The sequence below is a fragment of the Tropicimonas sp. TH_r6 genome, assembly GCF_033101155.1.
In the GTDB taxonomy this organism is placed as follows: domain Bacteria; phylum Pseudomonadota; class Alphaproteobacteria; order Rhodobacterales; family Rhodobacteraceae; genus Tropicimonas.
Map to the genome: position 1 here is coordinate 106,718 of NZ_JAWMPX010000017.1, position 13,669 is coordinate 120,386.

Below are 13,669 nucleotides of genomic sequence, written 5' to 3' on the forward strand. Positions count from 1 at the left end.
GAACCGCTGATCCGGAGAGGGCTCCGGACAAACTGAGGATACTGAAAATGGCCTATGCTTCCGCCACCCCCCGCGTCGAGATCACCGTCAACACAAGCTGGTTCAGCAACCTGATCGAAAGCTTCAAGCTTCGGGTCGAGCGCGCACGCGCCTACCGCCAAACCTATGACGAACTGTCGATGATGTCCGAGCGCGAACTGGCCGATATCAACCTCAGCGGTTTGAGCATCCGTGATGTGGCACATGAGGCGGCTCTCCGCGTGCATTGACAAACACTTCCCTCCGAGACCCACCCTCCTCCCAGGGTCTCCGGAACAGGCGGCGACACCCCCTCCCTGGTGTCGCCGCCTTTTTTACGGCTGGGTCGCCCCGATCAGGGTGAGGTAAGCCATTCCTTCGCCTGCGCAGCGTCGGCCTCGTCAAAGAAACGGCTCTCTGCTTTCAGAAACTGTCCCATGAAGCGTTGCGCCATGTGTTGCCAGGCCTTGTTGCCAATAACGGCGACGCGATCCGGCAGCGACGCATGTTCCCGAACGAGGCTGAAATGCGCGGCGAGGGCGGAGATGCCTTGCCATCCGGTGAACTCGGTCAGATCGAGCAACAGACGGAAGCCATCACGCTCGCGGATCCGCGCATCGAGATCTCCCTCAGCCTGCCTGTAGGCGTCCGGATCAATGTCGCCAAGCAAACGCACCTCCACGCACGGCCCACCAAGGTCGACAATATGAATGGCGCCCAGGGACTCCCGCAGCCAAAGGCGGGCCTGCTGAACCTCTGCGAGCGGGAACACCTGTACGGGGCATGGAAGCACCGGGGAGGCCAGTCGAACCGATGTCCGCATCCAGCCAATGTCGGTGACGACGGCGATGCGATCAAATCCCCGCCAATGAGACAGGCCGAGTTTCGTGTCGGCCCAGGCGGCGCCAAGATCGTAGCCCTCGAAGTCCTCGCCGGCGACAACCAGCATGCGAATACTGTCATGCTCGGACAGCGCGGCTTCAATTGCCGGCTCCAACGCGCCTTTATAGTCGGCGCTGACAATCTTGCCGGACATGGTCGCTTCGATCAGTGCGCCATTCATTCCCGTTTCAATCGTAATCATGGTCGAGAACTCCCTTTGCCTTTTTGGTCGCGCCTGTCACGGCTTGCGCCCACCTTCATTGAGTCCCAACGTGCCGCAGAAACAAGCGAAACGGAACGATCATGTCACAAACCCTTCTTTGCTTCGGTGATAGCAACACGCATGGCACCCCGCCCATCACGACTCCGGGAACCTATGCCCGCTACGACATGTCGATCCGTTGGCCACAGCTGACCAGCGCAGCCCTCGGAGAAGACTGGAACCTCGTGGAGGAAGGGCTGCCCGGGCGAACGGCCCAGTTCGAAGATCCGATCATGGGGGCGTTCATGGACGGCCGACCGGGGCTGAGGATCGCCTTGCAGAGCCACGGCCCCATCGATGTTATGACGCTCATGCTTGGAACGAATGACGTGAAGACGCGCTTTGGTGCGACCGCTGAAAAAGTGACAGCCGGGATCGCAGGTCTTCTGGATATTGCGCTTGGCGATGACATGCAGACCCGCCACAACGGCTTCAAGGTTCTGCTCATTTGCCCTCCACCCGTGCAGGAAAGCGGACCGTTCGCCGGAGAATTCTACGGCGGCGAAGCCGTGTCGGGCGCGCTTCCTCCGCTATATGAAAACCTGGCTAGGGCCAGGGGAATCGGTTTCCTCGACGCCGGGCGCGTCCTGGAAGTCAGTCCGGTGGATGGCGTCCACTATGCCCCGGATGGGCATGTCCTGCTCGGCAGAGCGGTTGCCAATGCTGTCAGGGCCTTTTGACCTGAGCGAGGGCGACGAGATCATCGTCTTGCAGGATTGGGCAGCAGGAGTCCTGGCGACACATGAACCTTGAGGAGTTGCGCCTGGACGATTTCTGATGACCCAAATCGACCCGTCCTGAATCGTGCAACGATTTGTTTTCAGCCGCGCAAAGCAAGTGGTGCGGACATAGGCCAAGATTGCTACCATTCCATCATCGGAGGTGGTCCAAATGGACATTCGAGCGCTCTTGATCGTCTCGTTGACTGCTGGCGCAAGCGCCGTCTCGGCACAGGGTACGGATCCGGACGCCGGACGGGACATCTACATGTCCTATTGCGTGCAATGTCATGGCTTCGAGGCAAAGGGCGCCGGACCAATGGCGGAAATCCTTGCCGTCGAAACACCGGACCTGACCGGCCTTGCCGCGCAAAACGAGGGCGTTTTTCCGACCGCGACCGTTGCCATGAAGATCGACGGTCGGACACAGATCCTCGCGCATGGCGGAGACATGCCGCTCTTCGGCGCGTTTTTTGATGCCGGCAGGAACGTGACGATGCGAATGCCGAGCGGGCAACCGATCATGATGAGTCAGACGCTCGCCGATCTGGTCGACTATCTGGAGACCTTGCAGGCGCAATGAACACGTTGCGCCGATAATCTGCCTTGAGGAGCCCCCCCCATGAGACCGCCGGAACAGTTTGACGCAGAGATTGTCGATGAGGGCCAGACCCGTACCCGCGAAGCACTGAGCGACAGGCTCGCCGGCTTGTGGTGGACGTTTGTCCTGCGCGGCATTCTGGCAGGAACCGTCGGGATTGCCGCGCTGTTCTGGCCCACCGGCAGTATCTCTCTGCTGCTGCAACTGGTTGGATTGCTGTTGCTTCTGGATGGTGGGTTGACGCTCTTCGGCCTGGGACGGAAAGGCGCCGCGGGTGGCGTCGGAATTGGCGCGATCCTGATTGGCCTGGTGCTTCTGATCTGGCCCGAAGGCGCCGCGCGGATCACCTTTGTCCTTCTTGGCGCCTGGGCGTTGATCATCGGCGTCGGGTCTCTGATCACATGGCAACAAATGCCCAAATGGGACCCTGAACGTTCAACGGCTCTCGGTGTCGCGATCCTGGCCTCGCTCATCGGACTGGTGCTTGTCTTCTGGCCGGGATCGGGGCTCGTCGCTCTCGGCTGGGCCATTGCTTTTGCCGCGCTTGCCATCGCCATTGTGATGTTCTGGCTGGCAACGCGGTTCAAGCGGGCAAATGAACGGCTGCAGATGCGTGAGGTCAACCGATAGCTGCGGCGCGGCGGAGTACCACCGCCCGGATCAGTTTCCAGACGAAGCATGCCGGGTCTTGCGGACTGGGCTGCGGCCTCCCAAAGGGCGAAACTTCAAGGCAGTTTCGTCCATTGGGACACAGTTGGTGAATGATTGAGCAGCAAGCACATCCAAACTTGTTTGGTCTGTAATCCGATGTATGGTCGGAGTTATGACAAGGGGAGTCTGAAGGTTGCTGACCGGACGGTTTATTTGCCGAATCCGTGATGTGAACGAGAAGAGAGGCTGAACCTGGTCTTCCGATCAGTCGATCCAACCCTGTCAGGATCGACTGGCGAGACCACGGTCTTTCTTCCCCTCATTGAGTGGATCACACAAAGTAAATTGCCCAAACCGGCAGCCGGGGTGCTTGGTTTTGGAAGGCTCGGGGAACATCCGGATCCGCTGGAGAGCGATAGGTGTATCGCTGACGGTCTTTCTTTTACTTCTCGCGGGTGCACCTGACGGCGTCGCCGAAGGTGATCAGGAACGGGCACAGAAGCAACTTCGTCTCGGGCGCGGTCGGATTTCGGGCCACGACGGAACTCAGAGCTCGGTACTTGCGCCTTGTTCCGTTTGCCATCTCGATCGAAGGGTTCTGCCGGACGCTCACGCCCCGACCGGCGATGTGCATTTGGCTCATTGTCGAACATGCCATGCCGAAGGACGGACCGCATCTTCGATCAAAGGCATTTTGCCGCTCGATCATATCCACGCTCTGGCCGGGCTCGGCTGCCAGCAATGCCACGGCGACGGCGTTCCCATGATCGATACCTCCATTCAGATCTGTACACAGTGCCACGGACCGCAAGAGGCACTTGCCGCCCGTACGCGCGATTCCTTTCCCGTAAATCCGCATATTTCTCCCCATGACGAAATGTTCGAGGAGTGCTCTCTATGCCATTTCCAGCATTCGGAACCGATCGATGTCTGTTCGACCTGCCACGACTTCGCGTTCTTCCAAGAGTAGGCCGTCGCGGACATGCCGAAGCGGAGCCGGGGTCTGGCCCCACCGGGCGTTTGAACACCCCTCCGCCTAAGCTTCCGATTCTTGCCATTTGCGCTGCACTCGCAAGTTTGCTGGCATCGAATGCGACCGAGGCCATGCCGGCAATGGGTGGGAATTGTACGGCTTGCCACGCGGCGGACATGACCCTTCCGGCCGCCCATCCTCTGATCTCCGGACTGACGGACCAGCAATGTATGGCCTGTCATGGCGGAGATGCGCCCCAGACGACGCTCGCCGTTGCCACGCCCATGGGACGGCAAAACCAGAAAGCCGAAACACAACAAGCGCAGACGCAGGACCAGAAAAGGACCCAGGAGCAGCAGCAAATCCAACAACAGCAACAACAACAACAACGCAGAGCCTTGCGTTTGGGGACGGTCGATCTGCAGGACTATTTCGAACGTCACAGGGAAGACGGGGAAACCGGTTCCCCCACCTCTCCAAAAGATCCGTGGTCTTTCAGGATCACCGCTGGCGTTCTGGCAAGTTCGAATATCGACAGCCACAGGACATCCGCGCTGTTCCACGGTTCGACCAGCCACTCCGCAGGGCTGTGCGGGACCCGATTCTGGCGGCACACGAATGACGAAGACACCGGCGACTCAGCCGGGACACGGGCCCATGTCGGGCTCCGCGGCGATTACAGCTTCGATATGGGCGAGCAGGATCGCGTCATTCTGGGTTTCGCGCTGAATCGGGACCGGTTTCCTGAAGAAGATCTCGGCCGCACGAGCGCGAGCCTTCGCGCGGCGTTCCAGCATCGGGCCGACTCTGGCAATCTGCGCGTCTCAGCCGTGCTGCATCGGGCCGCCTATGACGGATCGGGGGCGGAAGACCACCACGATCACGTCGCGCAGGGGCTGGGGCTCAACTATCACCACCGTCTGTCTGAGAGTGAAACACTGTCAACCTGCATCCGGCTGAGACGACGTCTCTATGAGGATGAGTCAGAGTTCCGGACCCCCGATTTCGGCGGTTCCTTTGCCTACTCGCGAAGTCGGGGGACAGACGGCAGATACGGCTTCGGTGTGGCGCTGACCGACAGGAACAATCCCCGACAGGCAAGCGAGCGGTATTTCGCTCCGTCAGCCTTTGCCATGATGGATTGGCCGCTTTCTCAAGGCATCATGGGGCAGCTGTCGACCGAGTTCGGAATCCGAAATTATGACGCGGAGGATCAGGACAGCGGAATCGTCCGAATGGACAATGTCTGGGATGTGGGCGCTTCAGTCCTCTTCAACGACCTGGATATCGACGCGGCCTTCCTCCGTGTGAGTTGTCATTACACCAAAACAACCTCGAATATAGAAAGGGAGAACAGAAATGAAACGTATTGTGGTGCAATTCTCGAAAAACGCTTCTGAAATTGGAGACGCCTCCGTTCCCTCCTGCATGCGAACCTCGCACAAGACAACCTGTTGGGCGGGACGCACCATGGCTGCGGCCATCGCAGCCGCGGCGATCACGGCTGCTTCTCCATGCGCCGCAGAGGAAGGGGAGACGTTCTACAGGACCAATTGCTCAAGCTGCCACGGGGATCATGCCAAAGGCGATGGAAAAATGGCAGCGTTGCTGACGACGAAAGCCGCTGACCTGACGAGCCTCGCCGCAACCAATGGGGGACTGTTTCCCTCGGCTCGGGTGATCCGTCAGATCGATGGTAGCGAACTCGTAGAAAGCCACGGCACCCCAAAACCGATCTGGACGAAGCGACTCCGGGCCAACACCTCGATGGTCGTATCGACGGATGAAGGTGACGTCGAAGTTGCCCCAACGGTTGCGGAACTTATCACATGGCTGGAGTCCATTCAGCGCTAGACAAGATCGCAAACCTCCGGCTAGGGCGTTTGGACCACCCCGCCAAATGCGCCCCCATAGGGCCAAGCGCATTGACCGCATTCCGTTCAGCAATCCGAACGGCGCGGTTCAGCCTTTCGTGTTGACGTGAATCCAGCGGCTTGGCGTTGACGGATCCTGCATCCGCAGAAACGTATAGCCGGTTCGGTCCCAGGGGCGGACAGCGTCCGTAAGATTGTCGATCACGTAGTCGCCGAGATCGGTGCGGAAGACCAAAACCGCGTGCGGTCCGCCGCGGGTGTCCAGCACGGTCGTCAGCAGGAGGCGCTCCGGTGCAATGCCGTGAGATATCATTTGCTGCTTCTTCAGCAACGCAAGATCCTCGCAATCACCGCCGCGCCGAGAGGGAAGCGTCCAATGATCCTCGACCTTGTACTGCCTGTCATCCGAGATCGATGGTGTCCCGCGGTTGACCAAGCGACTCACCTTCTTGGCATACCGGAGTGCGTCATTGCTCGCGGGCATCCGGTTTCCACTACGGGAACAGGCCCAGCTGTATTCCGAGCACAGCTTGACGGCCGCTCGCGGCACCGAGGCCAGCCCTCTGTTGGGAAGGTATGACGAGGCATCAACAGGTCCTATTGTCAGGATGTTGAGTGCAAGCGCGACCAGGAAAAATACAGACATCCTTCCCGCCGTCATCTTCGTTCTGTCAGGAATGCCCGCATTGGACTTCCTCATTTCGTCCCTCGTACAGGTCAACTGGCTTCTCCTGACCGTTCTTGACTGCAGTGCTCGATTTTGCCCGAGTTGATAGCGGTTCGGTTAATATTCGGCAAAAGCAGATATCGTTCATCCCTGACTGGAGGACGATTTTGGCGAAAACCCGCCGAAAACCGGCAAAAAGCGGTCACATTTCCGATTTCTAGTACTGGTTGGATCCGCCCCCCACACCAAGCGGCACGGAGCTGGCAGGCCCGATAGTTGGGAGCTTCAGAGCATCCCGCCGGATCAGACGTGATCTGATAGAGCTTCGGAACAGTGACACCGACCTGATGGGAAAAATCTACATTTTGGAATTGGCATTCGTACACATCGCCAGGTCTTCGGACCTGTCACCGACTGGGAATGGACACTCAAATTCCTTCGGTCGCCGAACACACCATTCAGGCCTTTCCTCTGGCCAACTCCACTGCGAAAAAAACTGGGCCTGACCAAAGTACATCTTTTATAACATGCAAGTATGATATATTATTATAGTACGCCTTGAGTGGGCTGGGAGCATTTCTTCCAGGTATATATACAAGGTATGGGTAAGTTGCATTCAACTGCCTCTTTAGCAAAACTGTACCTTGCATATAGTCTAAAGAAATCATCGGCGCGAACCCACAATCGGCGGCTGTGGGACCTTGTTTCATACAGGCCCGCAGGGACTGTTCCTTACGCGCTTTCGCGTGGGAAATTGTTCTTATAGGGGGGCTAGATATGAAAGCCAGAAAGCTTGTCCGTAGTCCGGCATGTGTGATGCTTCTTTTTGCCATGGCTGTGCCCTCAGGCACTGTAGCCGAGTCGCCCTTTGACAAATGCACGATTGCCTTTGGCAACTCCGCAATCAATCAAGGGCGAGCATCGGAACTCTGCAATTGCACGGGGATAACACGCGGTCTGGTTCGGAACATCCAGCGGCGGAGCGACTTTGTCGACTTGCTGGATGAATTCAATTCGTCCTGCCCTGGTCTCGGAAACATCCTAGGCGACGTACCAACGGCCACGCGCAACCGCGCGGGCGGAAGCCGTCTGGCTGGAGACCCTGGTGGGGATGAGGAGGTTCACTACGATGATCCCGAACCAGAAGATCCAACTCCGGAAGATCCACCTCCGGAAGTCGCAACTCCGGTCGATCCCAAACCAGTGATTCCACCGCCGGAAGCGCCTGAACCGGTGGATCCGCCCGCGAGCGACGACGACCCTAGTGGTGATGACGATCATGGTGGCGGATCTCAGGACAGGGATCGCGAACAGAACCAGCAGGGAAATGGTGGCAACGGTCGCCAAGCTCAGCAGGGCAATGATGGCGACGGTGAGATCTTGCTTCCCGTTGAGCCCTCGACGTCAAGCTGACGCGCAATCTGCTCGTTGACAACAATACTCGTTGGCCGGCCCGGCTTTCTCGGGCCGGACCAAAGGATGCGGGCTTGATACAGCCAGGACGGCGATGAAAGCGCATGCTCTCCGGTTAAATTGAAAGCCAGATATCCATTGAAATCCGCATTTGCAGGAGGCTCCGTGTTCGATGATCACGGCGTTGCAGATCAATTTTGCGATCGTCTCGACCCGGCATTGGGTCGCCCTCAATTCCTGTGGCGAGCCACTCGGAAAAGACCGAGCCGATCTGAAGCGTGATGTCGCTCATTTCAAAGCGATTGCGCAGGCCCGCGGGGCCATTTCTGACGACAACCAGGTGATTACAGAGGAGGGAGGGAACTGATCGACGACGCAAGGACTATGAAAATCGAACAGGCAGGCCCCGGCGAAGCGGGCTCTGCCACTTGTGCCCATGGAAGGACGTGCAGGCTGTTTTTGTTCTGATTTTGAGCCATGCAGTTCTTCCAATTTCCGAGAGGGGTTGGAAATGGCAAATCTTCAAAGACTATTCAACACAGTGTTCGGCCAGCTTTTTGCAGACATCTCAGCTGGCTCAAAATCGCCTTTTGGCATTGAAACAGAAGATACCGCTGCGAATGATCTGAGTGGCGTATGGGAAAGCATTATTTCCGGCGCCTCCCGACGCGCAGCGGCAAATCGTGGCGAGATACTGGACCCGACGAGCGCGACCACGGAGTCGCCCGCCGAAGAGGCGGATGCGCCAACAGCAATCTTGACGTCGGATCTCTGGAGTTCCGTCGCGAGTCTTGCGGCAGAAATGGCTGCACCTGACGCGCCCGAGAGAGACGATGCAGACGATCCTGCAGTCGCGGCAGTTATGGCCAGCGGGTTCGGTGAAGGTGGCAATCCCGAAGGCGGAAGCGGTACGGGCACCGGCAGTGGCTATGGTGACGGCGGCAATCCCGACGGCGGAAGCGGCACGGGCACCGGCAGTGGCTATGGTGACGGTGGCAATCCCGACGGCGGAAGCGGTACGGGCACCGGCAGTGGCTATGGTGACGGCGGCAATCCCGACGGCGGAAGCGGCACGGGCACCGGCAGTGGCTACGGTGACGGCGGCAATCCCGACGGCGGAAGCGGCACGGGCACCGGCAGTGGCTACGGTGACGGCGGCAATCCCGACGGCGGAAGCGGTACGGGCACCGGCAGTGGCTACGGTGACGGCGGCAATCCTGATGGTGGCGACGGTGACGGTGACGGCACTGGCGACGGCATCGGCGACGGCCATGGTGGTGACGGCAATCCCGATGGCGGCTCCGGTAGCGGCGACGGGGATGGCGACGGAGATGGAAAGGCCGTTGCGCCCAATCCGGTCGATGTTCTGTTGCAAGATCCCGAAACGGCAACCTATGCGTCCGATCTCTATCATTTCAGTATCGACGACATCACCGTGAGCTTCGATGGAAAGACGATCGGGACAAACCCCGACTCCCTCGACCTCACCACGTCAAAGGTTGTCGACGGCGTTACGATGAACCCGATCGACAGTGAGTTCGGCTTCTACGTGACCGACTTTATCGGCGCACAGGACAAGGTCCTGGACGGCGTCTACGAAGAGGGCTGGGCCGGCATGGCGGCGGACGGCACGACGTTGCTGGTCTCGAACGCGACAACCGACAAGTTCTCGGTGCCTGCGACCCTGGGAACCTGGCTCGAAGGAATTGGCGGCAGCTTCGTCAAGGCATCGAGCGAGCATTACACCGTAATGCAGGAGATCCTGTCCGATCAGGCATATCCCGGCGATACGAGCGGGTACTACCAGCTCGACGATGATCTCAGGATCATCGACTACCGGACCGGGGCAGACGGCATGCCGGTGGACGAGACCGGAGCGCCGAGCACATCGCTCGTCGAAGACATCATGCACAACTTCTACGTGAAGGAACTCGTGGAAGCGCTGCAGGAAGGAGCGGGCCTTGAGGCTCCGGTCACGCTCTACAAGGACTTCGATCGCGACGGTGTCGACGATGCCTACTATGCCTTCATGGACGATATCGAGATCGACGGAACCCTGCGCAATGTGGTGGCCGTGGATATCGACATGGACGGGGTCGCCGACTACTGGGACGGTGAACTCAATGGTTTCGGGACCTACGGCATCGCCGATATCCTGAAGCCGAACGAGAGTTCGATCATCGAGGACATCGCCTATGGTGACGACTACTCGGTCACGCTGAAGGATGATGGCAAGCTGCTCTATCGCTGGGGCAACGCGATCAAGCGTCCGAACGATGTTCGCATCGACGCGAAAATCGAACTCCCGGACGAGTGGAGCGACGACGCGAATGGAGACGGCCTTGCCGATCTCTTCATCGTCTCGGCTGCTGAACTCGTGGTCAATCACACGGTGACCAACAACCCGAACGACCAGATCCGTCCGGAAGACTTCGAAAACGAGGCCGCGATCGGAACCTTGCCGACCTATGAGGTCAATGAGCTCGGCCAGTGGGTCTCGACCGATGGCTATTATGCAGGCGATGGGACGTTCTACCCAGCCGGCACCGTCCTGCGCGATCCTGCCCTGGCGGAGCTTGCGATGGGCAATACGTCGCTTGCAATCGGTGCGGTCCAGGAGGTGGCCGACATGACGGAAGAGGTCCGGACTGTCGCCTACGAGGCGGGCCATGAATTCGAGAACCCGGTCGCGTTCGCTCTGATGAGCTGCTGCGACGTAGACCCCGCGACGGTTCGCTTTACCGACGTGTCTTCGGTGAGCGCGAGCTTCTTTATCGAGGAAGTGGAGGGGTGTGACGGGACCCACGACGTCTCGGAAACCGTGTCGCTCGTGACCTTCGAAGAGGGCAGCTGGGATCTGGCCGATGGCCGGATCGAGGTTGGAACGATCGAGACGAACATGCTTGCCGAGAACGGCTTTGCGTCCGTCACTTTCGAAGAGGCCTTCGACGAGGCGCCCAGTATCCTGTTGCAGGTCCAGACCTATAACGGCGAGGACTGGGTCGTGATGCGCGCTTGCAACGTGACCGAGACAGGTTTCGACCTGGCCATGCAGGAGATCGAAAACCAGGACCTCCTCGTTGGAACGAATGTGCATGTTGAGGAGATCATCGGCTGGGCCGCGATCGATGCCAGCACGGCCTCCGGCCTTGTTGAGTTTGGCGACATCACGGCGCAGGTCTTTGAAACGGGTGAGGTCGTGACGCATGCGCCAACCGAGTTCACCTTCGACGAGGCCGTGGGAACGAACCCGTTGATCGCCGCTTCGATCACGACCTATGTCGGCGACAACGCCATCAGCCTGAAGCTTTCGGACATGGTGGTGGAAGACGACACGTCGATTGCGTCTTTCTTCCTCCAGGAAGAACAGACCTGGGACGACGAACTCGCGCATGTTCCCGAAAACGTCACCGGGATCGCCTTCAGTGACTCCGGCCTGCTGTACGCTCCGGACGACGGAAGCTTGCTTTCGATGATCGGGGCGATGTCCGCGGACCTGACGGATGGGTTCACAAGCGCCTGGTACACGACCATGGACCGGGCGCCCTTCACCGCCGATATCAATGAGGAGACCGGGGAATACGACATCGGACCACGTTGGAGGCTGCAGCCCACCAAATACGGGCAGGATCTTCCCAGCGTTGTCATCCCGCAGGACCCGAGCGACGCACCGCCGATCCAATCCGGTGAGGCAGAGTATTCGCTGGGTGCGGATATGACGACGGTTCTCAACCTGCTGGACTGGGACGGGGTGTCGCCGCTTGCGCTGAGCGCCGGATGGATGACCGATGCCGGAGAGGTCTCTGACAACGGCCTCAACATGACCGAGGATTTCGACATCGCCTTCTATATCAAGGGTGATCAGAAACCTGTGGCGCTCTACGATGCGCAACTGGTCATGTCCTACGAAGAGGTCGAGGTTCATGGCGCTGGCGTTGCGATAGCGGGCACTGCGGAAGCCGATGTTCTTGTCGGAATGGGCGACAACAGCTTCGATCTCGGAGCAGGAGACGGCTTTATCGACCTGGCCGTGTTCGGCTACGGAGCAACCGATGTCGCCGGGCTCGGCTTCAACAGCGTCGAAGGCTTCGCCCTGAACGAGGACTTCGTGGGCTTGATCGGGTTCGATCTCAATCCGGACAACTACAATGTCCACCTGACCCAGGAAGTGACGGCCGATGACGACTTGATGCTCAGCTATGATGACGTTCACTTCGCCACGCTTCTGGATGTGGACGAGTTCCTCACGTCTGACGACTTCTACTTCGCATAAGTTGAAACGGTTGGACGAAAAAACCGTCAGGCCTTCGGGCCTGACGAATCCGGGAAAGTGCCCGGAGAAGATCGCTGCAAACGGGGTGCGGGCAGGCTCTGCCGAGAACGGCATCATCCCCACTCACGCACGGATGCCGTAGTGCCCCTCCGGAGCAGAACTGCTCTCACATAGGTTTGCAGTGCCAGGGGACGTGCCGGGATACCCGGTGCGCCCCCGATTCTGTTTTTTCATATACAAATCCAATTGACCAAGAGTGAAAACTTGGTGTATCTGGCAAAGCAAGGCACCCATCGGACAGCACCTTCCATCGGGAAGTGACGCACCGGGCTGCCTGCCGAGACGCCTGATGTGCGCCTTCCACGCCGGACCATGCAGGACCACCCGGTGAAAGACGGCCCGACAGGACATTGAAGGATTCACGTGACCGTGTCCGGCACCGCTCTCCGAGATAACCGCTCGGGACGGACCGGCTGGAGGAGAAAGCACATGGAAGTCAGACAGGGCATTCACAGCGGCCATGCCAAGCAACTGGATACGGATCAGCTGCGCGGTGAGTTCGTGGTCGAGGAGGTCTTCCGACCCGCAGAAATCACGATGACCTATAGCCATATCGACCGGATCATCCTTGGTGGGATCGTCCCGACGGATGCTCCGCTGACTCTTGCCGACGAGTATGGCAAGCGCATTGGCGTCGAGTTTTTCCTTGAGCGCCGGGAACTCGGTATCATCAATGTCGGTGGCGCCGGCACCGTTGTGGCTGATGGAACAGTCCACACGCTCGACAGCGAAGAGGCGCTTTATATCGGCATGGGAACGAGAGAGATCACGTTCCGAAGCGTGGATCCGGCCAAGCCGGCACATTTCTATTACAACAGCGCGCCTGCGCACATGACCCATCCGAGTCGCAAGATCGTCAAATCCGAAGCTGTCACGCTGGAACTGGGCGACACGGAAAACTGCAACGAACGGACCCTGCGCAAATATATCGTGCCAGATCTCGTACCGACCTGTCAGCTCACGATGGGAATCACCCGGCTCGCGCCCGGCAGTGTCTGGAACACGATGCCGCCGCATACGCATGACCGGCGCATGGAAGTGTACATGTATTTCGACGTGGAGGCCGACCAGGCCGTTTTCCACATGATGGGCGAGCCGAAACAGACCCGCCACCTGCTGATCCACAATGAACAGGCGGTGATCTCGCCGAGCTGGTCGATCCATTGCGGCGTCGGCACCAAGGCTTATGCCTTTGTCTGGGGGATGGTCGGTGAGAACCAGGTCTTCGACGACATGGATCACCTTACGATACCGGAACTTCGCTGAAATCGAGACC

Annotated in this window: 13 protein-coding genes; 11 read left to right on the forward strand and 2 right to left on the reverse strand. The window is 59.0% G+C overall.

All coding sequences use genetic code 11. The annotated features are described in order from the left end of the window. Positions 1-47 precede the first annotated feature (47 nt). Positions 48-269 carry a DUF1127 domain-containing protein gene (locus tag R3X27_RS16410; protein WP_317709960.1) on the forward strand — a complete coding sequence of 74 codons (222 nt, stop codon included), beginning with the start codon at positions 48-50 and terminating at the stop codon, positions 267-269. 104 nt (positions 270-373) lie between these two features. Here the strand turns inward: R3X27_RS16410 and R3X27_RS16415 are convergent, their stop codons facing one another. Next, on the reverse strand, positions 374-1,102 hold the full coding sequence (locus R3X27_RS16415; protein ID WP_317709961.1) for an STAS/SEC14 domain-containing protein: 729 nt from the start codon (positions 1,100-1,102) through the stop codon (positions 374-376). 101 nt (positions 1,103-1,203) lie between these two features. On the opposite strand from R3X27_RS16415, the gene R3X27_RS16420 reads away from it, so the two are divergent. From R3X27_RS16420 to R3X27_RS16445, 6 genes are all read left to right on the forward strand, one after another. Beyond that, the gene (locus R3X27_RS16420; protein WP_317709962.1) at positions 1,204-1,842 is read left to right on the forward strand and encodes an SGNH/GDSL hydrolase family protein; all 639 of its coding nucleotides are present in this window, start codon (positions 1,204-1,206) and stop codon (positions 1,840-1,842) included. 211 nt (positions 1,843-2,053) lie between these two features. Continuing rightward, entirely contained in the window at positions 2,054-2,464 is a 411-nt protein-coding gene (locus R3X27_RS16425; protein ID WP_317709963.1) for a cytochrome c, read from the forward strand. Positions 2,465-2,503: 39 nt separating this feature from the next. Continuing rightward, positions 2,504-3,112, forward strand: coding sequence for an HdeD family acid-resistance protein (locus R3X27_RS16430; RefSeq protein ID WP_317709964.1), 609 nt, complete (start codon positions 2,504-2,506; stop codon positions 3,110-3,112). A 391-nt stretch (positions 3,113-3,503) separates the two neighbouring features. Beyond that, the gene (locus tag R3X27_RS16435; protein ID WP_317709965.1) at positions 3,504-4,103 is read left to right on the forward strand and encodes a cytochrome c3 family protein; all 600 of its coding nucleotides are present in this window, start codon (positions 3,504-3,506) and stop codon (positions 4,101-4,103) included. Positions 4,104-4,282: 179 nt separating this feature from the next. Continuing rightward, the gene (locus R3X27_RS16440) at positions 4,283-5,506 is read left to right on the forward strand and encodes a surface lipoprotein assembly modifier (RefSeq protein ID WP_317709966.1); all 1,224 of its coding nucleotides are present in this window, start codon (positions 4,283-4,285) and stop codon (positions 5,504-5,506) included. Next, on the forward strand, positions 5,466-5,960 hold the full coding sequence (locus R3X27_RS16445; protein WP_317709967.1) for a c-type cytochrome: 495 nt from the start codon (positions 5,466-5,468) through the stop codon (positions 5,958-5,960). The genes R3X27_RS16440 and R3X27_RS16445 overlap by 41 nt, the downstream gene beginning before the upstream one ends. A 108-nt stretch (positions 5,961-6,068) precedes the next feature. On the opposite strand, the gene R3X27_RS16450 is transcribed toward R3X27_RS16445, so the two are convergent. Next, positions 6,069-6,680, reverse strand: a complete 612-nt coding sequence (locus R3X27_RS16450; protein WP_317709968.1) for a transglutaminase-like cysteine peptidase — start codon at positions 6,678-6,680, stop codon at positions 6,069-6,071. Positions 6,681-7,424: 744 nt separating this feature from the next. Between R3X27_RS16450 and R3X27_RS16455 the strand changes: the two genes are divergently transcribed. The 4 genes from R3X27_RS16455 (at position 7,425) to kduI (ending at position 13,659) form a co-directional block, all read left to right on the forward strand. Beyond that, positions 7,425-8,060 carry a hypothetical protein gene (locus tag R3X27_RS16455; RefSeq protein ID WP_317709969.1) on the forward strand — a complete coding sequence of 212 codons (636 nt, stop codon included), beginning with the start codon at positions 7,425-7,427 and terminating at the stop codon, positions 8,058-8,060. Between the two features lie 172 nt (positions 8,061-8,232). Continuing rightward, entirely contained in the window at positions 8,233-8,427 is a 195-nt protein-coding gene (locus R3X27_RS16460; RefSeq protein WP_317709970.1) for a hypothetical protein, read from the forward strand. 435 nt (positions 8,428-8,862) lie between these two features. Beyond that, the gene (locus tag R3X27_RS16465) at positions 8,863-12,333 is read left to right on the forward strand and encodes a hypothetical protein (protein WP_317709971.1); all 3,471 of its coding nucleotides are present in this window, start codon (positions 8,863-8,865) and stop codon (positions 12,331-12,333) included. Between the two features lie 489 nt (positions 12,334-12,822). Continuing rightward, on the forward strand, positions 12,823-13,659 hold the full coding sequence (kduI, locus tag R3X27_RS16470; RefSeq protein ID WP_317709972.1) for a 5-dehydro-4-deoxy-D-glucuronate isomerase: 837 nt from the start codon (positions 12,823-12,825) through the stop codon (positions 13,657-13,659). Positions 13,660-13,669: the final 10 nt, after the last annotated feature.